The 23,428-nt window shown below is 72.6% G+C and carries 25 protein-coding genes and 1 tRNA gene; 8 read left to right on the top strand and 18 right to left on the bottom strand.

Annotated elements, in window-relative coordinates; all coding sequences use genetic code 11:
- Window positions 1-19: 19 nt before the first annotated feature.
- Together ACFSE6_RS10310 and ACFSE6_RS10305 are read right to left on the bottom strand one after the other, a co-directional pair.
- The gene (locus ACFSE6_RS10310; protein WP_388006109.1) at window positions 20-727 is read right to left on the bottom strand and encodes an ABC transporter ATP-binding protein; all 708 of its coding nucleotides are present in this window, start codon (window positions 725-727) and stop codon (window positions 20-22) included.
- 29 nt (window positions 728-756) lie between these two features.
- Window positions 757-3,099 (bottom strand): ATP-dependent DNA helicase RecG, encoded by a 2,343-nt coding sequence (locus ACFSE6_RS10305; protein ID WP_388006106.1) that lies wholly within the window; start codon window positions 3,097-3,099, stop codon window positions 757-759.
- A gap of 297 nt (window positions 3,100-3,396) precedes the next feature.
- Between ACFSE6_RS10305 and rpmB the strand changes: the two genes are divergently transcribed.
- A complete protein-coding gene (gene rpmB / locus ACFSE6_RS10300) occupies window positions 3,397-3,591 on the top strand; it encodes a 50S ribosomal protein L28 (protein WP_388006103.1) in 195 nt (64 codons plus the stop codon).
- A gap of 107 nt (window positions 3,592-3,698) precedes the next feature.
- Here rpmB and ACFSE6_RS10295 read toward each other — a convergent pair whose 3' ends face one another.
- On the bottom strand, window positions 3,699-4,676 hold the full coding sequence (locus ACFSE6_RS10295) for a thiamine-phosphate kinase (protein ID WP_388006101.1): 978 nt from the start codon (window positions 4,674-4,676) through the stop codon (window positions 3,699-3,701).
- A gap of 60 nt (window positions 4,677-4,736) precedes the next feature.
- On the opposite strand from ACFSE6_RS10295, the gene ACFSE6_RS10290 reads away from it, so the two are divergent.
- Window positions 4,737-5,096: a GntR family transcriptional regulator gene (locus ACFSE6_RS10290; protein WP_388006098.1), complete on the top strand. Its 360-nt coding sequence runs from the start codon at window positions 4,737-4,739 to the stop codon at window positions 5,094-5,096.
- Between the two features lie 30 nt (window positions 5,097-5,126).
- A complete protein-coding gene (locus tag ACFSE6_RS10285; RefSeq protein WP_388006095.1) occupies window positions 5,127-5,738 on the top strand; it encodes a GyrI-like domain-containing protein in 612 nt (203 codons plus the stop codon).
- A 36-nt stretch (window positions 5,739-5,774) separates the two neighbouring features.
- On the opposite strand, the gene ACFSE6_RS10280 is transcribed toward ACFSE6_RS10285, so the two are convergent.
- Complete coding sequence (locus ACFSE6_RS10280; RefSeq protein ID WP_388006092.1) at window positions 5,775-6,560, bottom strand: NAD(P)H-dependent oxidoreductase; 786 nt, start codon at window positions 6,558-6,560, stop codon at window positions 5,775-5,777.
- 77 nt (window positions 6,561-6,637) lie between these two features.
- On the opposite strand from ACFSE6_RS10280, the gene ACFSE6_RS10275 reads away from it, so the two are divergent.
- Window positions 6,638-7,000: a winged helix-turn-helix transcriptional regulator gene (locus ACFSE6_RS10275; protein ID WP_388006089.1), complete on the top strand. Its 363-nt coding sequence runs from the start codon at window positions 6,638-6,640 to the stop codon at window positions 6,998-7,000.
- 4 nt (window positions 7,001-7,004) lie between these two features.
- Window positions 7,005-7,499 carry a DUF3515 domain-containing protein gene (locus ACFSE6_RS10270; RefSeq protein ID WP_388006086.1) on the top strand — a complete coding sequence of 165 codons (495 nt, stop codon included), beginning with the start codon at window positions 7,005-7,007 and terminating at the stop codon, window positions 7,497-7,499.
- A 6-nt stretch (window positions 7,500-7,505) separates the two neighbouring features.
- Here the strand turns inward: ACFSE6_RS10270 and ACFSE6_RS10265 are convergent, their stop codons facing one another.
- A complete protein-coding gene (locus ACFSE6_RS10265) occupies window positions 7,506-8,645 on the bottom strand; it encodes a D-alanine--D-alanine ligase family protein (RefSeq protein ID WP_388006083.1) in 1,140 nt (379 codons plus the stop codon).
- Window positions 8,646-8,836: 191 nt separating this feature from the next.
- Here ACFSE6_RS10265 and ACFSE6_RS10260 point away from each other — a divergent pair, with 191 nt between their 5' ends.
- Entirely contained in the window at window positions 8,837-10,003 is a 1,167-nt protein-coding gene (locus ACFSE6_RS10260; RefSeq protein ID WP_388006080.1) for a trans-sulfuration enzyme family protein, read from the top strand.
- A gap of 80 nt (window positions 10,004-10,083) precedes the next feature.
- Here the strand turns inward: ACFSE6_RS10260 and ACFSE6_RS10255 are convergent, their stop codons facing one another.
- From ACFSE6_RS10255 to ACFSE6_RS10230, 6 genes are all read right to left on the bottom strand, one after another.
- Window positions 10,084-10,293 carry a dodecin gene (locus tag ACFSE6_RS10255; protein ID WP_388006077.1) on the bottom strand — a complete coding sequence of 70 codons (210 nt, stop codon included), beginning with the start codon at window positions 10,291-10,293 and terminating at the stop codon, window positions 10,084-10,086.
- A gap of 95 nt (window positions 10,294-10,388) precedes the next feature.
- Entirely contained in the window at window positions 10,389-11,231 is an 843-nt protein-coding gene (locus ACFSE6_RS10250) for a lysophospholipid acyltransferase family protein (RefSeq protein WP_388006074.1), read from the bottom strand.
- Window positions 11,232-11,253: 22 nt separating this feature from the next.
- Complete coding sequence (locus ACFSE6_RS10245) at window positions 11,254-11,859, bottom strand: response regulator (protein WP_388006071.1); 606 nt, start codon at window positions 11,857-11,859, stop codon at window positions 11,254-11,256.
- Window positions 11,856-13,091 (bottom strand): sensor histidine kinase, encoded by a 1,236-nt coding sequence (locus ACFSE6_RS10240; RefSeq protein ID WP_388006068.1) that lies wholly within the window; start codon window positions 13,089-13,091, stop codon window positions 11,856-11,858. The genes ACFSE6_RS10245 and ACFSE6_RS10240 overlap by 4 nt, the downstream gene beginning before the upstream one ends.
- A gap of 46 nt (window positions 13,092-13,137) precedes the next feature.
- Complete coding sequence (locus ACFSE6_RS10235; protein ID WP_388006065.1) at window positions 13,138-13,971, bottom strand: ABC transporter permease; 834 nt, start codon at window positions 13,969-13,971, stop codon at window positions 13,138-13,140.
- Between the two features lie 85 nt (window positions 13,972-14,056).
- Window positions 14,057-15,016 carry an ABC transporter ATP-binding protein gene (locus ACFSE6_RS10230; RefSeq protein WP_388006062.1) on the bottom strand — a complete coding sequence of 320 codons (960 nt, stop codon included), beginning with the start codon at window positions 15,014-15,016 and terminating at the stop codon, window positions 14,057-14,059.
- Between the two features lie 250 nt (window positions 15,017-15,266).
- Between ACFSE6_RS10230 and ACFSE6_RS10225 the strand changes: the two genes are divergently transcribed.
- Complete coding sequence (locus ACFSE6_RS10225) at window positions 15,267-16,355, top strand: hypothetical protein (RefSeq protein ID WP_388006059.1); 1,089 nt, start codon at window positions 15,267-15,269, stop codon at window positions 16,353-16,355.
- Here ACFSE6_RS10225 and ACFSE6_RS10220 read toward each other — a convergent pair.
- The 6 genes from ACFSE6_RS10220 to leuC all read right to left on the bottom strand — a co-directional run bounded on the left by ACFSE6_RS10220 (window position 16,322) and on the right by leuC (window position 22,444).
- Entirely contained in the window at window positions 16,322-17,008 is a 687-nt protein-coding gene (locus ACFSE6_RS10220; RefSeq protein WP_388006056.1) for a response regulator transcription factor, read from the bottom strand. The genes ACFSE6_RS10225 and ACFSE6_RS10220 overlap by 34 nt on opposite strands.
- Window positions 17,005-18,312, bottom strand: coding sequence for a sensor histidine kinase (locus ACFSE6_RS10215; protein ID WP_388006053.1), 1,308 nt, complete (start codon window positions 18,310-18,312; stop codon window positions 17,005-17,007). Before ACFSE6_RS10215 ends, ACFSE6_RS10220 begins: the two co-directional genes overlap by 4 nt.
- Entirely contained in the window at window positions 18,309-18,815 is a 507-nt protein-coding gene (locus ACFSE6_RS10210; protein ID WP_388006050.1) for a mycothiol transferase, read from the bottom strand. The genes ACFSE6_RS10215 and ACFSE6_RS10210 overlap by 4 nt, the downstream gene beginning before the upstream one ends.
- A gap of 87 nt (window positions 18,816-18,902) precedes the next feature.
- A complete protein-coding gene (gene murA, locus ACFSE6_RS10205) occupies window positions 18,903-20,228 on the bottom strand; it encodes a UDP-N-acetylglucosamine 1-carboxyvinyltransferase (RefSeq protein ID WP_388006047.1) in 1,326 nt (441 codons plus the stop codon).
- A 91-nt stretch (window positions 20,229-20,319) separates the two neighbouring features.
- Window positions 20,320-21,003 (bottom strand): 3-isopropylmalate dehydratase small subunit, encoded by a 684-nt coding sequence (gene leuD / locus ACFSE6_RS10200; protein ID WP_388006044.1) that lies wholly within the window; start codon window positions 21,001-21,003, stop codon window positions 20,320-20,322.
- A gap of 13 nt (window positions 21,004-21,016) precedes the next feature.
- A complete protein-coding gene (gene leuC, locus ACFSE6_RS10195) occupies window positions 21,017-22,444 on the bottom strand; it encodes a 3-isopropylmalate dehydratase large subunit (RefSeq protein WP_388006041.1) in 1,428 nt (475 codons plus the stop codon).
- 117 nt (window positions 22,445-22,561) lie between these two features.
- On the opposite strand from leuC, the gene ACFSE6_RS10190 reads away from it, so the two are divergent.
- Entirely contained in the window at window positions 22,562-23,284 is a 723-nt protein-coding gene (locus ACFSE6_RS10190; protein WP_388006038.1) for an IclR family transcriptional regulator, read from the top strand.
- Window positions 23,285-23,348: 64 nt separating this feature from the next.
- On the opposite strand, the gene ACFSE6_RS10185 is transcribed toward ACFSE6_RS10190, so the two are convergent.
- Window positions 23,349-23,424, bottom strand: a tRNA-Glu gene (locus ACFSE6_RS10185).
- Between the last annotated feature and the right edge of the window lie 4 nt (window positions 23,425-23,428).

Genomic DNA, 23,428 nt, shown 5'->3' with positions numbered 1-23,428 from the left:
CGGACCGCGCGGCCGCTGCTCACAGGGCGGCGACGGCGGCCGCGCCGTCCTGCGGACCGAGCGTGCGCGTCGTGGTCTCGTCGATGAGCAGCACGGCGGTGGCGGCTCCGGCGACGACCTCGGGATCGTGGGAGGCGAGCAGGACCGCACCGCCGGCCTCGCGTTCCTCCCTCAGGCGTCCGGTGAGATGGTGCCGCATGCCGACGTCGAGACGTTGCTCGGGTTCGTCGAGCACCAGCAGGGATCGCGGGCGGGCGAGTGCGGCGGCCAGGAGGAGGCGCCGGCGCTGCCCGGAGGACAGGGCGCCGGGCACGGCGTCAGCGCGGTCGGTCAGCCCGAACTCCTCGAGGAGGTCCTCGACCACCTCCTCAGCGTCGGTGACGCGGTGGCCGTAGCAGGTGAGCAGGAGGTGCTCGCGGACGGTGAGGGCGGGGAAGAACATGTCGTCCCCGAGGTCCTGCGCGACGGCGGCTCGCACGTCGAGCGAGCGTGGATCGACCGGCCTGCCGAGCAGCTCGGCACGGCCACCGAGTGGCTCGAGGTGGCCGAGGATCGTCCGCAGCAGGGTGGACTTCCCGGTCCCGTTCGCGCCGACGACGGCGAGCACCTCGCCCGGGCGGACCGCCAGGTCGACGGGCGCGCAGACCGGGAGCCGGTAGCCGATCTGCAGACCGTCGGCGCGGACGAGCGGGGCGCCGGGACCGGCGTCGGCGAGGTCGTGACTCACGAGGTGAGCGTAAGCGGCACCGGCGCGGGTCAGGTGCGTTCGAGGTAGGCGGCGGCGTCCTCGTCGACCATCTCGGCGACCGCGCGGGCCAGCCCGGGCTGACCGCTCAGCCCGGGGTCGCGGGCGACGAGCTCACGGGCGGCGGCGCGGGCGGTGTCGATGATCGGGGCATCGGTCAGCACACGCAGCAGGCGTAGTGAGGTCGACCGGCCGGACTGGGACGCGCCGAGCACGTCGCCCTCGCGGCGCAGCCGCAGGTCGGTCTCGGCGAGCGCGAAGCCGTCGGCGGTCTGGGCGAATGCGGTGAGGCGTTCGAACGCGGTCGAGCCCGGCGGCGCGGCGGTCATCGCCAGGCAGACGCCCGGTCTGCTGCCACGCCCGATGCGCCCGCGGAGCTGGTGGAGCTGGGACAGGCCGAAGCGCTCGGCGTCGAGGATGACCATGACGCTCGCATCCGGGACGTCGACACCAACCTCGATGACCGTGGTGGCGACGAGGACGGGGGTCCGTCCGGAGGCGAAGTCAGCCATGGCGGCGTCCTTCTCCTCGCTGCTCATCCTCCCGTGCATCTGGCCGATGAAGACGTCCTCGAGCGCCGGCAATTCACGCAGCATCGGGAGCACCTCCTCGACGGCGGCCATGCCGCTGCGTGGGCGGGCCGACTCCCCGGTCTCGAGCGGGAGCTGTGCCGGCTCACCACCGTCGGTACCGGTGTCAAGAGGTGCGTCGCCGTCGGCGGCAGGCTCGGTGGCCGAGATGCGGGGACAGACCACGTAGGCGCGTCCGCCGTCGTCGATCTCCTGCCGGAGCCGTTCCCAGGTGCGTTCGACCCATCGGGGCCGGTCCGCGGGCACCACGGTCGTGGACACCCCGGCGCGTCCCTGCGGCAGTTCGCGCAGCGTCGAGGTCTCCAGATCACCGAAGCTCGTCATCGCGACCGTCCGCGGGATCGGGGTGGCGGTCATGACGAGCAGGTGCGGGGTGACCTCGGCCTTGGCGCGCAGCGCGTCACGTTGTTCGACGCCGAACCGGTGCTGCTCGTCGACGACCACGAGGCCGAGATCGGGGATCTGCACCACCTCGCTCAGCAGCGCGTGGGTGCCGACGACGATGCCCGCCGCGCCGGAGGCGGCGTCCGCGAGTGCCGTGCGGCGTGCGGCCGCCCCCATGGAGCCGGTGAGCAGGACCACTCGGGTCGCCTCGTCCGCGGCGGTGAGCATCCCGGCCTCCCCGAGCGGTCCGAGCAGCTCGCGGATGGTGCGCAGGTGCTGCTGGGCGAGGACCTCGGTCGGGGCGAGCAGGGCGGCCTGACCTCCGGCGTCGACCACCTGGAGCATGGCGCGCAGCGCGACGACAGTCTTTCCGGAGCCGACCTCGCCCTGCAGGAGCCGCATCATCGGTGCGGGTTCGGCCAGTTCCGCCTCGAGGGTCTCACCGACCTCACGTTGCCCGGCGGTGAGCTCGAACGGCAGGCGGGCGTCGAATGCGTCCCGCAGTCCGCCGGGACGGGCCGGACGGGCCACGGCCGGGGTCTCCAGTGCGGCGGCACGGCGCTGGGCGAGCACCGTCTGCAGGACGAAGGCCTCTTCGTGCCGGAACCGTTCACGCGCCCGTCTCCAGTCCTCCTCGTTGTGCGGGCTGTGGATACCGCGCAGGGCGGTCAGCGCGTCGGGCAGTTGGTGCGCCTGCCGATAGTCGGCGGGCAGCGGCTCGGGGACGTCCTCGTTGGTGAGCGTGTCGAGGACCGCCTCGACGCAGGTGCGGATCTTCCACGTGGGGATTGACTGGCCGGCGGGGTAGATCGGGATGGGGCGTTCGGCGCGGTCCACCGCCTCCTGCTCCTCGCTCGGGCCTACTGCGCCGCCTCCTCGCGTTCCACTCGTCCCTTGCCCGTGCTCCCCGCCGAAGGTCTCGTAGTCGGGGTGGGTGAGTTGGCGGGTGCCGCGGTAGCTGCTGACTGTGCCGGTGAACATCCCCGTCACGCCGGGGCGCAGCTTGCGGGCGTGGAACTCGAGGCTGCCGCGGTGCTTGCCGAAGAACGTGAGGGTCAGGGTGTCGGTGCCGTCGGTGATCTGGACGGTGAGGATGGCGCCACGGCGGTTGCGCATGGGACGGGTGTCGGCCGTGGCCACCCGGGCGATGACGGTGACATGTTCGTCGAGCTGCAGGTCGTTCAGCGTGCTCAGGCGGCCGCGGTCGGCGTACCGGCGCGGGTAGTGACGCAGCAGGTCGTCCACGGTGCGCAGGCCGAGCTTGCCGAGTGCCTTGGCGGTGCGGGGATCGAACTCGCGCTCGAGGCTGTTCCCGAGACGGCCGCGCCCGGCTCCGGCGAACGCGAGGTCATGCCGCAACTGGCGCGCGACCGGCTCCATGTCACCTCCGCCTCGGCCTGGTGGGTCTGCCCGCACCAGAGTAATCTCGCCCGCCGACGTCCCCGCACGGCCGCCGGCGAGCGGCCATGCCGAGGCCCGCCGGGCACCACCTCATCGCCACGGCCCCGGCCATGTGTCCGATCCCACGAGAGGGGACGTGAGCGGGCGATTGAGCCGTCACTGCGCCGTCGGGTACTCTTGTCCGGTTGCCCGAGGCGCCTCGACGCGAGCGGGCCCACCATCATCGCGCGGAGCCCGGCCGGTCTCTGCGCCAGCGAGAAGATCAGGAGAACGACCGTGGCTGCCACCTGCGACGTCTGCGGCAAGCGCCCGAGCTTCGGCAAGAGCGTCTCGCACTCCCACGTGCGGACCTCCCGCCGCTGGAACCCGAACATCCAGCGCGTGCGTGCGCTCGTGGACGGCTCGACCAAGCGCCTCAACGTGTGCACCTCGTGCCTCAAGGCCGACAAGGTCGTGCGCGCCACGCGCTGATCCTCCGCTCGGACCTCACCGTCCGCAGGCCGCTGCCCACCTCCGGGGGCAGCGGCCTTCTTGTGCCGTCTCCGGCGCCGGAGACAGCGCCGTGCCCGGCGCCACGGTCAGGCCCGGAAATGGTCCCAGCCCGTGGCGCCGACGTCCGGGGCGGCACCCCGGACCAGAACGGTGCCGGCCCGGTGGTCCGCGGGTTCACGCACCGTGCCGATGCGGCGGAACCCGTCCGGCAACCGGACGTCGCCGGGGAACGCGGCGAGCAACCCGTGGTCCTCTCCCCCGGTCAGCATCCACCGCACAGGGTCCTGCCCCGTCCGGGTGGCAGCATCGGCGAGCCGCTCGAGGTCGCCGGGGACCGTCGCGGCCAGGTCGTCGACGTCCAGGACGACGGCGGAGGCCCGGGCCATCCGGCCGGCGTCCCGGAGCAGGCCGTCGGAGACGTCCATCAGGGCGCTCGCTCCGGCCGCCGCTGCCCGAGGGCCGGCCGCCAGCGGAGGCGCGGGCCGCAGGAACGCGGAGACGAGGGCCTGTTCCCCGCCGGCGTGGACGCCCGCCTCCAGCAGCGCATATCCGCCGGCGGCGGCGCCCAGGACCCCGGCGTGCGCGAGCACGTCCCCCGGCCGGGCACCGGACCGGAGCACCGCGGGCCGGCCACCTAGGTCACCGTGCGCGGTCACCGCCACGACGAGCTGCTGACCGCCCGAGAGGTCACCGCCGACGACTCCGACGCCGATCGGCCCGCAGATCTCGGCCATGCCGCGGCACAGGCCGTGCACCCAGTCCACCGACGTGGCCGCCGGGAGGACGAGGGACACCACGAGACTCGTCGGTTCGGCGCCCATCGCAGCCACGTCGGCGAGGTTCTGTGCTGCTGCGCGCCAACCGACGTCGGACGCCTCACCCCAGTCCCGCCGGAAATGCCGGTCCTCGACGAGCACGTCGGTGGTGGTGCAGAAGCGGCCGTCCGGCGCCTCCACCACGGCGGCGTCGTCGCCGGCCGGGACCACGGTGCGATCACCGCGCGGGAGCAGCGGGAGCATCGAGGCGATGAGCTCGTCCTCGGTGAGGTCGGCGACGGTATCCACGTCGGGTCACGGTAGCGGCGTCGTCCCCGCATCGGCGAGGAGGCGTGGTGAACTGACCCGATGGACCCGTTGCACGTCGACACCGATGCCGAGCTGCCCCCGTACGAGCAGGTGCGGCGCCAGCTCGCCGGCCGCATCACCGACGGCACCCTGACCGTCGGCACCCGGTTGCCCACGGTCCGCTCGCTCGCGGCCGAGCTGTCCCTCGCCGTCAACACGGTCGCCCGCGCCTACCGCGAGCTGGAGGAGGGCGGACTCGTCGAGACCCGCGGGCGCGCGGGCACGTTCGTCAGCCCTGCCGGCAGTCGCAGCCGCGAGCTGGCGCTGGAGGCCGCGGCGGACTACGTCCGGGCGGTGCGCGGGCTCGGCCTGGATGACGAGGAGGCCCTGCGGGTAGTGCGCGCCGCACTCGCCACCTGACGGCCCGCCGACGCTGAGATACTCGCCGGCATGGCGATCTACGACGTCAAGAAGGTCCACCGCAGGCTGTACGCCCCGCCGCAGGGACGGTTCGACGTCGTCGACGTGCCACCGATGCGGTATCTCGCCGTGGACGGGCACGGCGATCCGAACACTACGCCGGCGTACCCGAAGGCCGTCCGGGCGTTGTACGCCGTCGCCTACACGCTGCGCTCCGCCCAGAAGGCGGCCGGGCGCCCGTTCGTCGTTTCGCCGTTGGAGGGGCTGTGGCGGGCAACGGATCCCGCGGCGTTCGTCCGCCGGGAGAAGTCCGCGTGGAACTGGACCATGCTCATCGCCCTGCCGGAGTGGGTCAGCGATGCGGAGGTGACCGCGGCACGCCGGGCGGCCCGCACGCGCACGGACGTCGACGTCGCCGGTGTGGACGTGCTGGCCCACGACGAGGGCCGGTGCGTCCAGACCCTGCACGTGGGTTCCTACGACGACGAGGGGCCGGTGCTCGACCGGCTGCACCGCGAGTTCATGCCCGAGCACGGGCTGACATTCCACGGCGACCACCACGAGATCTACCTGGGAGATCCGCGCCGGACGCCGGCCGAGCGGTTGCGCACGGTCCTGCGCCAGCCTGTGCGAGCGGGGTGAGCGTCGGCGCCTGTACCGGTCCGAGCCGGTGGCCGGTCACCCGGCGACGTGGATCCGCAACCCGGTCTCACCCGGCCGCACGTGGTCGGCGAGCTCCCACTCCGCGGTGTAGTCGCCGGTGAACTGCGGGCGATACGGGATCGTCTCTTCGTCGAACAACCCGTCCAGGCGCCGCACCAGGCTCTCCCGGGCTGCGGCGTCGTCCGTGGTCCGGTCCGCGCTCGGCAGCGCCCAGGGCCGCAGGACACCCATGCCGGTGTAGGCGAAGGTGCCATGCAGCAGCCCGAAGAGCAGTTCGGTGATCTCGCCCGACTTCCCCCGCGGTCCGATCGCCCGGGGCCGGTCGCCGAGAGTGGTGACCACGAGGGCGCGCTTGCCGGTGAACGGCCCCTGTTCGAACCGCAGCCGCCGCCCGGTCCGCGGGTCGGAGCCGAAGGCGAAGCCACTGACCAGGACGCGGTCGAACCATCCCTTGAGGATGGCGGGCACGCCGTACCACCACAGCGGGAACTGCACGACGACGGCGTCCGCCCGGTCGAGCTTGGACCGCTCAGCGGCCAGGTCCGCCGGTTGCTCGCCGGCCAGATAGGCGCCGCGGGTGTCGGCGCTGACGGCGAAGCGCTGCCCGTCCGGGAGGCGGCCGCCGTCCTCGCGGCGGAGCACGGGGTCGAAATCCATGGCGTACAGGTCGGACTCGAGCACCTCGTGACCGGCCCGGCGCAGGTGCTCCTGCCCTGCGCGGCGCAGGGCACCGTTCAACGAGGCCGGCTCGGGATGCGCGAAGACCCACAGGATGGTGCTGGAGTGCGGTGACGGTGACATACGTCCATACTGAGCTCTAAGGGTAGATTCGGCTAGTACGGACATTTTTGTCCCTGCGAGGTGAGCTGGGAGGCGTCATGAGGTTGCCGGTGCGTCGGGCGATGGAGGTGTGCCCGGTCGAGGTCGCGGTCTCGGTGCTGGGCGGGACGTGGAAGCTCACCCTCGTCAAGCATCTGCTCGGTGGTACGCGACGGTTCAACGAGCTCGGGCGCCTGGTGCCGCTGGCCAACACCAAGACGCTCACCCGGCAGTTGCGTGAACTCGAGGAGGACGGCGTCGTCCGGCGCGTCGTCCACCCCGAGGTGCCGCCGCGCGTCGAGTACTCGCTCACCGAGCTCGGCCGCAGCCTCGAGAAGATCGTGCTGGCCATGGACACCTGGGGCGCCGCGTTCGCCCAGCGATCCACCGACCGGCGCGGCCGCACCGTCGACGTACCCTGACCGAGTGCTTCGCCGGTTCCTCACGCTGCTCGCGCTCGCTGTCCTGGTGCTGACGGGCTGTGCGAACCCGGTCGGCGTTCCCACCGGGCCGCACGCCTCGGCGCCCGCATGCGGCCAGGTGCTCATGGCGAGCCCGGACTCCCTGCGCGGTCTCGAGCGGCGCTCCACCACCTCCCAGGCCACCACCGCCTGGGGTGACCCGGCGGTCACGCTGCGGTGCGGGGTCGAGGTACCCGGCCCGACCACCGACCGGTGCGTGAGCGTGGAGACGAACGACGGCGCCTCGGTGGACTGGGTCTCCTACCAGGAGGAGCAGCCCGGCGCGGACGGCGGATCGTGGACGTTCGTGACCTACGGCCGGGACCCGGCCGTCGAGGTGGTCATCCCGGTGGCACAGGTGGGCACAGGGCAGGCCACGGCATTTCTCACCGAGCTCGGCTCCGCCGTGCGGGTGGTCGAGGCGGGCCGCGCCTGCGTGGGCCCGGACGACCTCGGCTGAACGCCGTCAGCGCAAACCGTCGGGCCGTTCCAGGGCGAGCTGGATGAGCTCGTCCACGAGGTCGGGATAGTTCAGTCCCGCGGCCTCCCACAACGCCGGGTACATCGAGTACGGCGTAAAGCCCGGCATCGTGTTGACCTCGTTGACGACGACGGAGCCGCGGTCGGTGTAGAAGAAGTCGACCCGAGCCAGCCCTTCGCAGGCGAGCGCCTCGAAGGACTGCGCAGCGAGGTCACGTACGCGGTCGGTGATCTCCGCCGGCAGGTCGGCCGGGATCGCCATGGTCAGCGGCGCGGTGTCGAGGTACTTCGTCTCGTAGTCGTAGAAACCGGACTCCGGGGCGTCGAGGACGATCTCCCCCGGCGCCGACGTGCGCGGTGGGGCGTCGCCGCGCCCCTGTAGCACCGCACACTCGATCTCTCGCCCGGAGATGGCTGCCTCGACGATCACCTTGGGGTCGTGCTGCTGAGCCTCGAGCACGGCGGCCTCGACGTCCTCGGCCCGGTCCACCTTGATGACGCCGAGCGAGGAGCCCGCTCGCGCCGGCTTGACGAATACCGGGAAGCCGAGACTCGCCACGGCGTCCTTCGCGGCCGCGGGGTCACGGCGCCAGGCTCGTGGTGTGATGACCGTGTACGGGCCCACCGGCAGCCCGTGACCCGCCAGGACGATCTTCATGTAGTGCTTGTCCATGCCGACGGCGGAGGCGAGCACGCCCGAGCCGACGTACCTGGTGCCCGCCATCTCGAGCAGCCCCTGGAGGGTCCCGTCCTCGCCGTACGGCCCGTGGATGAGCGGCAGGACGACGTCGACGGCCCCCAGTTCGTGCGGGACCTGACCGGGTTCGGTCACGACGAGCGGGCCCGGCCGGTCACCGAGCGGAACGAGCAGCTGTGAGCTCTCGGCGGGCACCTCGGCCCGGCCGCCTTCGAGCCGGGCGGGCTCGTCGGGGGCGATCACCCAGGTGCCGTCCCGGGTGATCCCGACCGGGACGACGTCGTAGCGCTCGCGGTCGATGGCGCGCAGCACGCCGGCGGCGGTGGCGCAACTGACCGAGTGCTCGCCGCTGCGGCCGCCGAAGACGACGGCGACCCGGACCTTGCGGCGGGCGGGATCAGTGCCTGGGGACGGGCGCTCGGTACTCACCGGCCCGAGGCTACCGCCGCCGTCCCACGGCCCGGTGCGCGCATCGCCGGAGGCCTCGCGCGGCGGGCGAGAGCCGGATCACGCCGCGCGGGTCACCAGGGCGTGGGCGACCGGGGCGCCACAGCGTCCGGGCGTCGGGGCACGGTGGCCCGAAGCCCTCACGTCGGTCCGATCGGCCGTACCCTGGCGCGGTGACCGACCGTCCCACCCAGAACCGTCCGCTCTCCCCTGCCACACTCGCCGTCGCCGGCGGCCGTCCTACCCGTGACCAAGGGGCGCCGGTGAACCCGCCGGTGGTCCTGTCCAGCACGTACGCCTCCACCGGCGATCCGGCAGGCAGCCTCATGTACGCGCGGTACGACACCGAGACCTGGCATCCGTTGGAGGCCACGCTCGCCGAGCTGGAAGGGGCGAGCCTTTCCGGCCTGGTGTTCTCCTCCGGTATGGGGGCGATCGACGCTGCCCTGCGCCTGGCCGAGCCAGGGACGGCGATCGTGGCCCCTCGGCACGCCTATCTCGCCTCGCTGACCGCCGCGCGCGAGCAGGCCGCCCGGGAGCAGTCGGTGGTGCGGGAGGTCGACATCGCCGACACGGAGGCCGTGGTCGCCGCGCTCGCGCCGGCCGAGGGCCCGGCCGGGAGTCTGCTGTGGATCGAGTCCCCGACCAACCCGCTGCTCGAGGTCGCCGACATTCCCGCCCTGGCGGCGGCCGCGCATCGCGTCGGGGCGGTGTGCGTGGTGGACAACACCTTCGCGACGCCCCTGCTGCAGCGTCCGCTGGCGCAGGGCGCGGACGTCGTGGTCCACTCGGTCACCAAGCATCTCGCCGGCCACTCGGACCTCGTCATGGGAGCGGCGGTGACCTCCGACGGTGACCTGCGCGCCCGGCTGCACGCCCGGCGCACCGTCGGGGGTGCGATTCCCGGTCCGTTCGAGACCTGGCTCGCCTTGCGTGGCCTGCGCACCCTCGCCCTGCGGGTGGAGCGGGCACAGCACAACGCGCTGGAACTCGCCCGCCGGCTCGCCGACCATCCGTCCGTCGCGGAGGTGGTCCATCCCGGGTTGTCCTCGCACCCGCAGCATGCACGTGCCGCCGAGCTGATGGACGGCTTCGGGTCGATCCTGACCCTGCGTCCGTCCGGCGGGGTCGGCCATGCGGACGCCGTGACGCGCGCCGTCCGGCTCTGGTTGCCGGCCACCAGCCTGGGCGGCGTCGAGTCCTCGATGGAGCGGCGGCGCCGGCTGGGGGCCGAGGCGGTGTCCGTGCCGGAGGACCTCCTCCGCCTCAGCGTCGGGATCGAGGACGTCGAGGACCTGTGGGCCGATCTCGACCACGCCTTGCGAGCCTGGCCGACCTGACCACGACGGGCGTCTTCCGGGTGGCGGTCGCCTGCTCGCCCGAGGGCCGGTCATTGCTCAGTCGAGCCAGAACCCCACGCTCAGTCGAGCCGGAACCCCACCTTCATGGTGACCTGGTAGTGGGCGATCTGCCCCTCCTCGACGTGGCCACGCACGGAGACCACCTCGAACCAGTCGAGGTGGCGCAGCGTGGCGCCCGCCCGCTCGATACCGTTGCGGATCGCCTCGTCCACGCCGGTGGGCGAGGTCCCGACGATCTCGCTGACCTTGTACGTGCTGTTCTCGGGCATGTGACCTCCTCGTCGACCTGGAGGGCCAGTCTCGCCCCGGCGGCGGACGTGGACAACCGGGAGCGGGGCGGGGGCGGCCCGCCGGCACCCTGGCGTCAGCGACGCCGCAGCGCGCGGCGGGCCCGCTCGAGCAGCGCGTCGCGGACCCGGGTGCGCAGGCTCCTCCGGACCGTTCTGCCCTCTCGCCCGGCGGCACGGCGGCCGGCCCAGGAGTTCTCGCCGGCCACGGGATCGCCGTCGCGCCGCAGGTCGTACGCCCGGGCGGGCGGTGTCTCGCCGCGGATCTGAGCGAGCTGTTCGGTGACCGCGGCCATGATGCGGTCGGTGGCCTCGTCGAGCACGGAGGGTTGCAGCGGCCGACCGTAGAGGTCGTCAAGGTCGACCGGCGGACCGGCCACGACGACGACCTCCTTGCGTGGGACGGGTCGTGGCAGCACCGAGTAACGGGGCAGGACCCGGTGGGCGCCCCACTGAGCCACCGGGAGGACGGGCACCCGCGTCGTCAGTGCGAGGCGGGCCGCGCCGCTGCGGCCGGTCATCGGCCACAGATCGGGATCACGGGTGAGGGTGCCCTCGGGGAACATCGCGACGCAGCGCCCCTCCTGCAGCGCCCGTTCCGCGGCGACCAGCGACTCGCCGGCGCGCGTGGTGCCACGGTAGACCGGAATCTGCCGTGCGGCCGCCAACATCCGGCCCACCACCGGGACCTCGAACAGCGAGGACTTGGCGAGGAAGTGTGGCGGGGCCCCGTGGTCGAGCAGGAAGTGCCCGAAGGTGAGGGGGTCGAGGTCGGTGACATGGTTCGCCACGGCGACGAAGCCCCCGGCCGGCGGCACGTGCTCGCCGCCGCGCCACCGACGGCGAGTGACCAGGATGATCGCGGGTTTGAGCACCACCACGAAAACCCAGTACGTGACCGAGACCCGGCGCGCCCCCATACCGGCGATGGTATCCGCCGGGTCAGATCCAGCCGTGCCGGCGGGCGACCTGGACCGCCTCGTGCCGGTTCGCCGCGCCGAGCTTGGTCACCGCGGCCGAGAGATAGTTGCGCACCGTCCCGGGGCTGAGGTGGGCGCGCTGGGCGATCTCCTCGGCGGGCGCTCCGGTAGCCGCGAGCTCGAGGACATCGGCCTCGCGCGGGGTCAGCGGTGACTCGCCGGCGCTGATGGCGTCCGCGGCCAGCTCCGGATCGACATAGCGGCCGCCGTCGTGGACCTGCCGGACGGCCTCGGCCAGGGCGCGGGCGGAGACCGTTTTGGGCAGGAAGCCGGAGACGCCGGCGGCCAAGGCGCGCTTGAGGTAGCCGGGGCGGCCGTGACTGGTGACGATCATGGTCCGGCAGGTGGGAACCTCGTCGTGGATCTGCGTGGCGGCCGCGACGCCGTCGCCGTCCGGCATCTGCAGGTCGAGGACGGCCACGTCCGGCCGGTACGTCCGCGCCGCAGCAACGGCCGCTGCACCGGAGGCGGCTGTGGCGACCACGTGCAGGTCCTCCTCGAGGCCGAGCAGCCCGGCGAGCGCGTCGCGGATGAGCGTCTCGTCGTCGGCGAGGAGGATCTCGATCATGGCCGCTCCATGGTGGCAGAACCGCGAGCGGCCGCGGCCGGTACGGGGACGACGGCGGCGAGCACGAAGCTGTCGTCCTCGTGCGTCGTGGTCAGCTCGCCGCCGAGCGGGGCGAGGCGTTCGCGGATCCCGAGCAGCCCCGAGCCGCCGGTCGAGGGCCGCCCCCGGACGCCGTCGTTGCCGATAGTCAGGCGCGCGGTGCCGGCGTCGACCTCGAGGTCGATGGTGCACGTCCGCGCGCGGGCGTGCCGGATGACGTTGGTGACCCCTTCACGCACCACCCACCCCAGCGCCTCCTGGACCGGCTCCGGCAACTCCGTCTCGACACCGGTCACCCGGGTCTCGACGCCGGCGGAGCGCAGCACGGAACGGGCACCGTCGAGCTCGGCGGCCAGGTCGGTCGCCCGGTAGCCGGAGACGACGCCGCGGACCTCGCGCAGCGTCTCCTGGGCCAGGTGCCGGATCTCTGCCATCTGCTCGGCCGCGCCGTCCTGGCCGCGGCGGGACAGCTCCGTGGCGAGCTCGCTCTTCACGGCGATGGCGGACAAGGCCCGGCCCGCGACGTCGTGCAAGTCCCGGGAGAATCGGAGGCGTTCCTCCGCGACGGCGAGCCGGGCGTGGACGGCGCGGCTGCGGTCGAGTTCGCGCACCACTTTGAGCATCCAGGCCGTCACGCGGGTGGAGAAGGCGATACCCGCAGTCATGGCTGCAGCGGAGATGAACGCCGGAAGCGGGTGGAGGTAGTCCTCGCCCGGCCCGCGTTCCGGCGGGAGTCCCGCGGCCGCCGCTGCACCGGCCGCGAGTGCGACCAGCAGGACCCCGACGGCGATGGCCCGGGTGTTCAGCATCGGCGCGGTGGCAGCGAGGATGAGACCGAGTGCGAGGACCACGGCCCACACGCGTTCGGGCCGCCCGTCCGGACTCAGCGGGATCTGCAGGGCGAGAACCGTCTGTGCCATCCCGACCGTGGCGAGGGCGATGACCCAGGCGAGTGGCATCCTGCGACCGCCGACCGCCTGAGTGAACGCCCGGGAGGAGACGAGGGCGCCCAGCGCCGCCTCGATGACGCTCCCGATGCCGTACAGCAGCGCGAGCCGCGGGTGGTCCTGGCTGACGCTGCTGACGATCGCGGCGGCGGCCAGGGGCACGAAGACGAACAGGATGTAGACCGACCACCGGGTGTAGACCTCGAACTTCTCGGGTTCGGTCCAACGTCCGGGCAGCGTGCTCACGATCTCCTACTCTTCCAGGTGGTGGCGGCCATCGGCCGCAGGCTGGTCAGCGGCGGGGCTCCCACCGCATCCAGCGGCGAACGCCGGCGACGCCGAGGGCGCCCCAGACGATGAGGCACGCGATCGGCTGCGCCACGTCCCTGAGCGCCCCGGAGGCGACGGTGCCGTCCGGCAGGACGGTGCCGAAGCCGTGCTGGGCGAGCGTCACCACCGGGTACAGCGGGGTCCACGCGGCGACCTGGCCGACGACGTCGGGCATGAGGTGCAGCGGTAGGGAGAAGCCGGACAGCAGCAGCGCCACGAAGATCAGAGGCATCGTGGTCAGTTGCGCGGTCTCCGCGGTACGGGTCAGGCCCGAGGAGGCGACGGCGAGCAGCGCGAAGACGGCCGTCCCGCCGAGGACGGCGAGGATGAGCCAGTGCGGGCGGGCCAGCGGGGGCGCCTCGGCGAGCAGCGCCCCGGCGACGCCGGCGAGCACCAGTTGCGCGAGTGTGATGGCAAAGCCCGGCAGGGCGTAGGCGAGAAGGATCTCGGGGGCGGTGGACTCACCGGTGCGTAGCCGCTTGAGGACCAGCTCCTCCCGGCGGGCGACGACCGAGGTCGTGAGGTTGTAATAGACGACCATCAGCAGCGCGATCGAGAGCAGCATGGTCAGCGTCGAGGCCACCATGGCGGCCGGGTCGGGCCCGAGGAAGTCACCGCCGACGGTCACGAAGAAGCCGACGAGGAGCGGGGCGAGCAGGACCGCATTGAACAGGGCGGTCTTGTTGCGCAGCAGCAGGATCGCCTCCGCGCGGGCCAGCGCGAGGAGCCGGCGGGTGCGGCCGGCGCGTACGGCGGCGGTACCGGCGTTCGGCGACGTGGTGGGGGTGGCGGTCATGGTCTCTCCTGCCCAGGTTCGCGATTCGTCATTCATGTGCCGACTCGTCATTCGTGTGCCGACTGGTCATTGCTGTCCCGCCGGCTCACGCCGCGGCGGGCACGGCGTCGGCGCCCCGCCCCTCGGCGATGGTGAGGAAGGCGCGTTCGAGCGAGGCGGGGCTGGCCTCGAGGTGTTCCAGGACGGCACCGGCCTGCTCGGCCCGTACCAGCAGCGCGGTGAGCGTGGCCTGCAGGTCACCGGTCTCGATCTCGACACCGCTCGCGCCCGTCCGTGGCGTCGCGCTGACGGCCGGCAGACCAGCCAGCTCCGCGGGGTCGGTCAGGGCGGTGTCTACCGTGCGGTAGCGGATGCGCGCCGGCTCGGAGGCGACGACGTCGGCGACCGTGCCACTGCGGACGATCTCGCCGGCGTGCATGATCGCGAGGCGGTCGGCCAGTTCCTCGGCCTCCTCGAGGTAGTGGGTGGTGAGCACGACCGTCGTCCCCTCGGCCAGCAGGCTGCGCACGAGTTCCCACGAGTTGCGGCGCGACTGGGGGTCGAGCCCGGTCGTGGGCTCGTCCAGGAAGAGGATCTCCGGACGCCCCATGACGGCCAGCGCAATGTCGAGCCGGCGCCGTTCGCCGCCGGAGAGGGAGGAGACACGCACACCGGCGCGGTGACTGAGGCCGACCATGGCCAGGCACTGCTCCACCGGCCGGGGGCGCCCCAGCGTGCCGTGCCACATCCGTGCCGTCTCCGCCGTCGTGAGATCGGCGGGAAACCCGGCCTCCTGCAGCATGATGCCCATCCGGGGCCGGACCTGGTGCCGCTGCCGGTACGGGTCGTGACCGAGGACCTCGACCGTGCCGGCGGTGGCCGGCGCGATCCCTTCGACCACCTCCAGCAAGGAGGTCTTTCCGGCACCGTTCGTGCCGAGGAGCGCGAACAGTTCGCCCCGAGCAACGGCGAGATCGACGCCGCGGACGGCCTCGAAGGCGGTGCGGCCCGTCCCGTAGCTGCGACGCAGGCCGGTGAGCGTGATGACGGTCTCGGATGTGGTCATGTCTCGATTCTGGGGCGCGGGAACGGCAAACGGCAGTGCACCTGCTCACCGGTCGTGGTGCGCGTTCCACGGTCGGCCCATGACAGATGTCATCCGTGTGCCGAGCGTGGCCGGTGCATCCCTTCGGTCCGGACCGGATCATCCTTGCGGCGTAGCTGGTCGCGACGTGCGGGCGACGCCGCAGGTCTCGCCGGGGCACGAACCTGGTGCTGCCGCCCGGGACCGGCCGGGCCGAAGGAAGGAACCGGACATGTCCGTCACCTCGCAAGCCGCCGAACGACCCACGCGCCGGCGCCGGTGGACGGCGGTGGCCGCCGCGGCGGGGGCGCTGTGGTCAGTGGGCTACCTCGCGCTCTCGCTGGGCTGGCTCGCCGGTGTCGGTGCCAACCCCGCCGATCCGGCAGTGGACCCGGCTGCCGAGCTCACGCTTCCCGGACTGCTCGGCCCGACGGCCGGGGCCGCACTGCTGACCGTCCTGTCGGTGGTCGGGCTCGCGGTGGCGGTGGCGTCCTTCCGTCTCCAGCGCCGCGCGGACGGTGCGGCTCGAGCGGTCGGCTGGGCCGCCGTCGTCCTCGGGCTGGTGCTGGCGGTGGGGATGCCGGACTACCGCGTACTCGCTGTCCTCGGGTACGCCCCGATCGTGCTGGTCATGGCGCTCGCCGGCCGGCTGCCCGGCGCGACGTTGCTCGACTGGCCGAGCCTCAACCTCTTCCTCCTCACCGCCGCCGGCCTGGTGTTCGTCGCTATGGGCATCGCCGGGCTCGTGGTGACGTACCGCACCCACGGCCGGCCGGCATGGACGGCGCCGGCCGCGGTGGCGCGATGGGGCCGATGGGCGACCGGGATCGCTGTCGCCGTGCCGCTCGGTTACGCCGTGACCCGCTACGCGTGGGCCCTGGGGATCCCGCTCGGGCTGTCGCAGGAGTCATTCGCCGACATCCGCGAGATCGCCGGCATCGGTGCCGGGCTGGCGACCGGCGGGGTGGTCGGCGCTCTCCTCACCTGGGGGCTGACCCGTCCGTGGGGCTCCCGCTTCCCCACGTGGCTGCCGGGCCTCGGCGGGCGGGCGGTGCCGATCCCACTCGCCGTGGTGCCGGCATCGGTCGTGGCCGTCGCCGTGACCTCGGCGGGTCTGATGTTCGTCCGGGTCGCCGTGACGGGCCGACTGGCGGACTACTTCCCCGTCGGCGTCGAGGACATCGCCGGCTGGCTGCCGGAGATGTTCTGGCCCGTCTGGGGAGTGGCGCTCGGCGCCGCCACGCTGGCCTACGTGCTGCGCCGGACCCAGGTGGCGGCGTCTGCGCGTCAGACGCCCGGGCGCACCAGCCCGCTCTCGTAGGCGAGGACCACGGCCTGGACCCGGTCACGCAGCCCGAGTTTGGTGAGCAACCGCCCGACGTGGGTCTTCACGGTCGCCTCCGACAGGAACAGGCGCTGGGCGATCTCGGCGTTCGACGCGCCCGTGGCGACCTCCAGCAGCACCTCACGTTCTCGCTCGGTCAGCCGGGCGAACGGGTCGGGCCCGCGCCGGCCGGTTCCCGGGCCGGGCAGATCCGCCACGACCCGCTCGACGAGACGGCGGGTGGTCGAGGGCGCGAGAACTGCGTCCCCGTCGTGGACCGCGCGGACGGCGGCGAGGACCTCGGTGGCCGGGGCGTCCTTGAGGAGGAACCCGCCGGCACCGGCCTTGAGTGCGGCATAGGCGTAGTCGTCGAGGTCGTAGGTGGTCAGGACGACGATGCGGGGTCGGTCCGGGTGGCGCCCAAGAATCCGTCGGGTCGCGGTGACCCCGTCGACACCGGGCATCCGCACATCCATGAGGACGACGTCGCACGGCGTGGTGGCGACCAGGTCGATGGCTCCGGCGCCGTCGTCCGCCTGGCCGACCACGCGCATGTCGTCCTGGGAATCGACGACCATCGCCAGGCCGGTGCGCACGAGTTCCTGGTCGTCGACGAGCGCGACCTTGATCTGGCTGTGGTGCCCGTTCATCCGCCTCCCTCCGCCCGAGAGGGTATCGAGGCGCGGACCACGTAGCCGCCCGTGTCCGGATCGGGTCCGGTGCGCAGCGTCCCGCCTTCGAGCGTGACGCGTTCGCGCATACCCAGCAGTCCGTGCCCCTCCCCCGGCGTCCGCATCTGCCCGGTCTGGGCGACGCCGCCGTGGTCGCGCACGCTCACTTCGACGCCTGAGTCGGCGTAGTGCACGCTCACCTGCGCGTGGGCGCCGGTCCCGGCGTGCTTGACGACGTTCGTCAGGGATTCCTGAATGACCCGGTAGACGGCGTGCGAGGCCGTCCGGGTCAGGCCGTCCGGACCACCGCCGCTGACCTCGAGTGTGACCGGCAGTCCGGCCTCGCGAACGCCCTCGACCAGCGCGGGCACGTCCTCGGCCCGGCGCCCGGACAGGGAGCCGGTGCCGTCGCCACGGAGCCGGCCGAGCACGGAGCGGGTGTCGTCCAGCGCCGAGCGGCCGGTCTCGGCGACCGTCTCCAGGGTGGTCAGCGCGACGGCGGTGTCTCGCTCCCCCGCCAGGCGACCGCCCTCGGCCTGGCGCACGATGACGGCCAGCGCATGAGCGACGACGTCGTGCATCTCGCGGGCGATCCGGGTGCGTTCCTCGGCGGCGACGCGGGCGGCGTGCCGTTCCCGGTCCGCCTCCGCCCGCAGCGCGCGATCCTCGAGCTCGGCGAGGTAGGCCACGTGCACGCTGCGGTAGCGGCCGAGCGCCCAGGCGGCGAGCACGAGCGCCACCAGGACGGCGAGCACGGCGATGCGCGCGACCCACGTGGTCACGTCGACGTCACCGAGGCCGGGGGCGGGCCACAGCGGCGAGGTCCACAGCCGCACGGCGGTCAGCAGGGCTCCGACCAGGCCCACGGTGAGGGCCACTGCCGGCCACGGGCGCGCGAGGTGCGTCGCGGCGGAGTACTCCAGGACGAGGAACACCAGGCAGGTCGGCATGAGGATCGCCGGGAACGGACCGAAGGAGCCCGTCTCGGAGGTCACCGGGCCGAGCTCGGGCACGGCCACCAGGACCAGCATCGCCGCGGCGCAGGCAGCCAGCCCGAGCACGCGGCGCCGGGCGAGCACGCTGAGATGGACGACGGCGAACGCGGCCACCGTGACTGGCCACCACGCCCCGTTGGTCCCGGGCGCCGTCTGCAGGGAGCTCGGCAGCAGTACGAGGGCGAGGGCGGCGGCCAGGGCGCCGTCGCCGAGTCTGCTCGGCGAGGTCCGGCGCGTGACCGGACGGTCGGCACGCGACTGGGGACGCCCGTTCTCGGCGGAACTCACATGCGTTCGATCAGGCCACGCAGGTAGGCGGCCTGACCGAGGTGCGCGACGTCGTCGTCGACGACGGAGACGAGCCGCACGCCGCGCGTCACGGGCGGGTCCCACGACTCGTCGATGACCTCGTCCAGGTCCGCCTCGGTGAGGGTGGTCAGGTACTGCACGGTCCGGCGGTGGACGTCCTCCAGATAACCGAGCAGGTCCTCGGCACCCATCCGGACCTGGGCGACCTGGTCACTGGTGTGCCCGTACCCGGTGTCCCAGTCATCGAAGGGCAGAGCCATGCGCTCCGCCCACCCGTCGGCGGTCCAGGCCTGCTCGGTGCCGGCCACGTCGGCGACCTGGGCGTCCTGCCCCCGCGCCAGGTGCCAGATCAGCCAGGAGATCGAGTTCGCCTGCGGATCGGGCCGGTAGGTCAGCGCGTCGAGGTCGAGACCGTCCAGGACACGGGCGGCGGAGTCCGGTACGCGCGAGTAGGCCTCGACGAGGAGGGCTGCGACGTTCATGGCACCAGTGTGGCGCGCCGGCGCCTGCGGTGCTACGGATCGGCGCGTCGGCCGAGACCGCGCACGCGCGAAGCCGCCCGGAGCGCGTCAGACGCCGGCCCCCACGGACGCCTTGGCCGAGAGCGCCTCGAGCTTGCCGAGGAAGTTCTCGTAGCCGCGGTTGATGATGCTGATGCCGCGCACCTCGGAGGTGCCCTCGGCGGCCAGCGCCGCGATGAGGTGGGAGAACCCGCCGCGCAGGTCCGGCACTTCGATCTGCGCAGCACGCAGCGGGGTGGGGCCGGAGACGACGGCGGAGTGGAAGAAGTTGCGGCGACCGAATCGGCAGGAGAGCCCACCGAGACACTCGCGGTAGATCTGGATGGTGGCGCCCATGCCCCGCAGCGCGTCGGTGAATCCGAACCGGTTCTCGTAGACGGTCTCGTGCACGATCGACAACCCGGTGGCCTGGGTGAGCGCGACGACCAGCGGCTGCTGCCAGTCGGTCATGAAGCCCGGGTGGACGTCCGTCTCGAGGACGATCGGGTCGAGGTCACCGCCGGCGTGCCAGAACCGGATGCCTTCGTCCCGGACGTCGAACTCACCGCCGACCTTCCGGTAGGTGTTGAGGAAGGTCATCATGTCGAGCTGGCTGGCCCCCCGCACGAACACGTCGCCCCGGGTCGCCAGGGCGGCGCACGCCCACGACCCGGCCTCGATCCGGTCCGCGAGGGCCGTGTGGCGGAAGCCGTCGAGCCGATCGACACCTTCCACCCGGATCGTGCGGTCGGTGTCGACGGAGATGATCGCGCCCATCTTCTGCAGCACGGCGACCAGGTCCATGATCTCCGGCTCGGTGGCCGCTCCGCGCAGCTCGGTCAGGCCCCGGGCCCGTACGGCCGTCAGCAGCGTCTGCTCGGTGGCCCCCACGGAGGGGTACGGCAGCTCGATGAGCGTCCCGACGAGGCCCCGCGGCGCGGAGATCTGGATGCCCTGGACACCCTTGTCGACCACGGCGCCGAAGGAGCGCAGGATGTCCAGGTGGAAGTCGATCGGCCGGTCACCGATCCGGCAGCCGCCCAGATCGGGGATGAACGCCTCGCCGAGCCGGTGCAGCAACGGCCCGCAGAACAGGATCGGGATGCGTGAGGAGCCGGCGTAGGCGTCGATGTCCGCGACGTGCGCCGACTCGACGTCGCTGGGATCGAGGTGCACCACGCCCGCATCGGCGTCGTGGTCGACCGTGACGCCGTGGAGCCGCAGCAGATCCGCGACGACGTCGACATCCTTGATGACCGGGACGTTGGCCAGCCTGGACGGCGTCTCACCGAGCAGCGCGGCCACCATCGCCTTGGAGACGAAGTTCTTCGCCCCACGCACGGTGATCTCGCCGGTCAGCGGGTTCCCGCCCTCGACGCGCATGAGCCCGTTCATATCCACCTCGCCGGCTCGCCGGTTCTGGCTCGCGCGGACAAGGTGCCCACGTGGCCTTGGTGGGCTCAGGATACGGAACCCGCCGCGGGACTCAGCTCAGCGGAGCCTCGGCGTGTGCGGGCACGCCTTCGCCTCCCGAATCGATCGGCCGGGCCGCCATGACGTTGACCGGCGGCAGGTGCTTGGCGGGCAGCGTGGTCGGCCGCCACCCGCTGCGGGAGGACTCGTAGGCGGCGATGCGCTCCTCGTGCTGCAGCGTCAGGCCGATGTCGTCCAGGCCCTCCATGAGGCGCCAGCGGGTGTAGTCGTCGATCTCGAAGGTGCAGTTCACGTCACCGGCGACGACGGTGCGGTGCTCCAGGTCGACGGTCACCTCGGTGCCGGGCTCGGCCTCGAGGACCTTCCACAGCATCTCGGCGTCCTCCTGGCTGATCTGTCCGGCCACGAGGCCCTGCTTGCCGGCGTTGCCACGGAAGATGTCGGCGAACTTCGGCGAGAGCACGACGCGGAAGCCGTAGTCCTTCAGCGCCCAGACGGCGTGCTCCCGCGAGGATCCGGTGCCGAAGTCCGATCCCGCCACGAGGACCGAGCCTTGGGCGTACGCGGGCTGGTTGAGCACGAAGTCGTCGTCGCCACGCCAGGCGGCGAACAGCGCGTCCTCGAAGCCGGTGCGGGTGACCCGCTTGAGGTAGACGGCCGGGATGATCTGGTCGGTGTCGACGTTGCTGCGGCGCAAGGGCACGCCGACGCCGGTGTGCTGGGTGATCTTCTCCATGGTCGGCTCCTCCTCAGACCAGGGCCGGCTCGGCGGCCGGGGCGAGGTCGGACGGTGCGGACAGGGTGCCCCGGACGGCGGTGGCGGCAGCGACCAGCGGCGAGACGAGGTGCGTGCGGCCACCCTTGCCCTGGCGCCCTTCGAAGTTGCGGTTCGACGTCGAGGCCGCGCGCTCGCCGGGCCGCAGCTGATCCGGGTTCATCCCGAGACACATCGAGCACCCGGCGTTGCGCCATTCGGCGCCGAAGTCGAGGAAGACCTTGTCCAACCCCTCGGCCTCGGCCTGGAGCCGGACGCGGGCGGAGCCCGGCACCACGAGGACCGTGACGTTCTCGGCCTTCCGCCGCCCCTTGACGACCTCGGCGACGGCGCGCAGGTCCTCGATCCGGCCGTTGGTGCACGAACCGATGAAGACGGTGTCGACGGCGATCTCCCGCAACGGCGTCCCGGGCACCAGCCCCATGTACTCCAGGGATCGTTCGGCGGCGCGGCGGGCGCTCTCGTCGGCGATGTCGACGGGGTCCGGGACCCGGCCGGACAGCGGCAGGCCCTGTCCGGGGTTCGTCCCCCAGGTCACGAAGGGCTCGAGGTCGTTCGCATCGAGGGTCACCTCGGCGTCGAAGACGGCGTCATCGTCGCTACGCAGCGACCTCCAGTATTCGACGGCGGCGTCCCAGTCCTCGCCCTCGGGCGCGTGGGGCCGGCCCTTGATGTACTCGAAGGTCGTCTCGTCCGGGGCGATCATGCCGGCGCGTGCGCCGGCCTCGATGGACATGTTGCAGATGGTCATCCGTGCCTCCATGGAGAGGTTCCGGATGGCCTCGCCACGGTACTCCAGGACGTAGCCCTGCCCACCGCCGGTGCCGATCTTGGCGATGACCGCGAGGATGATGTCCTTGGCGGTGGTGCCCTCCTTCAGCGTGCCCTCGACGTTGATCGCCATCGTCTTGAACGGGGTCAGCGGCAACGTCTGGGTGGCGAGGACGTGCTCGACCTCGGAGGTCCCGATCCCGAAGGCGAGCGCCCCGAACGCGCCGTGGGTGGAGGTGTGGGAGTCCCCGCAGACCACCGTCAGGCCCGGCATGGTCAGCCCAAGCTGCGGTCCGACGACGTGCACGATCCCCTGGTCGGCATCGCCGAGGGAGTGCAGCCGGATGCCGAACTCCTCGGCGTTGGCGCGCAGCGTCTGGATCTGGGTCCGGGACGTCGGGTCCGCGATGGGCCGGTCGATGTCCAGCGTCGGCGTGTTGTGGTCCTCGGTGGCGATGGTCAGGTCCGGTCGCCGCACGCCACGGCCCGCGAGCCGCAGCCCCTCGAACGCCTGGGGGCTGGTCACTTCGTGGACGAGGTGCAGGTCGATGTAGAGCAGGTCCGGTGCGCCGCCGCTGCCTTTCTGGACGACGTGCGCGTCCCACACCTTCTCAGCCAGCGTTCCGCTCATCCGACGTACCCTCTTCCCCTTGGTCCGCGAGCACCACGCCTCCGGCGGGTCCACGCCGTCGGCCGATGCTCGTCCTCCGTTTGCAATCTCAGGTTCTGAGATGCAGAATATCGGTCCATGGACAACTCTAGCGGAGTCGGCGTCCTTGACAAGGCGGCGACGGTTCTCGGGGCCCTGGAGGCAGGGCCGGCCACACTTGCCCAGCTCGTCAGCGCCACGCACCTGGCGCGGCCGACGGCGCACCGCCTGGCGGTCGCACTCGAGCACCACCGCCTGGTGGCCCGGGACATGCAGGGGCGGTTCATCCTCGGCCCGCGGCTCGCCGAGCTCGCCTCGGCGGCCGGCGAGGACCGGCTGCTCAGTGCCGCGGGACCGGTCCTGACGGCCCTGCGCGACCACACGAACGAGAGCGCGCAGCTGTATCGCCGGCAGGGCGACCAGCGCATCTGCGTCGCGGCGGCGGAGCGACAGGTCGGACTGCGCGACTCCATCCCCGTCGGGTCCACGCTGACCATGTCGGCCGGCTCCGCCGCGCAGATCCTCCTCGCCTGGGAAGAGCCGGACCGCCTGCACCGGGGCCTGCACGGGGCGAGCTTCACCGCCACGATGCTCTCCGCGGTGCGCCGTCGCGGCTGGGCACAGTCCATCGGCGAGCGGGAACCGGGCGTCGCCTCGATCTCCGCCCCGGTCCGTGGCCCCTCCGGCCGCGTGCTCGCGGCGGTGTCCGTCTCCGGTCCGATCGAACGCATGGGACGCCAGCCCGGACGACTGCACGGGGCCGCCGTCGTCGCAGCCGCGAACCGGCTCACGGAGTTCCTCAAGCGCTCGGACGAGGACTGAGGCTCACCGACACGCGCGCCGGAAACACCAAGCGCCCCTCACCACATCGGGTGAGGGGCGCTACTGGTAGCCCCGACCGGATTCGAACCGGCGCCGCCGCCTTGAGAGGGCGGTGTCCTAGGCCGCTAGACGACGGGGCCTCGG

This window comes from Georgenia deserti (assembly GCF_042680605.1).
Classification (GTDB): Bacteria; Actinomycetota; Actinomycetes; order Actinomycetales; family Actinomycetaceae; genus Allobogoriella; species Allobogoriella deserti.
Note: the sequence above shows the minus strand (reverse complement) of the source record. Positions and strands in the feature narration are given on the sequence as shown.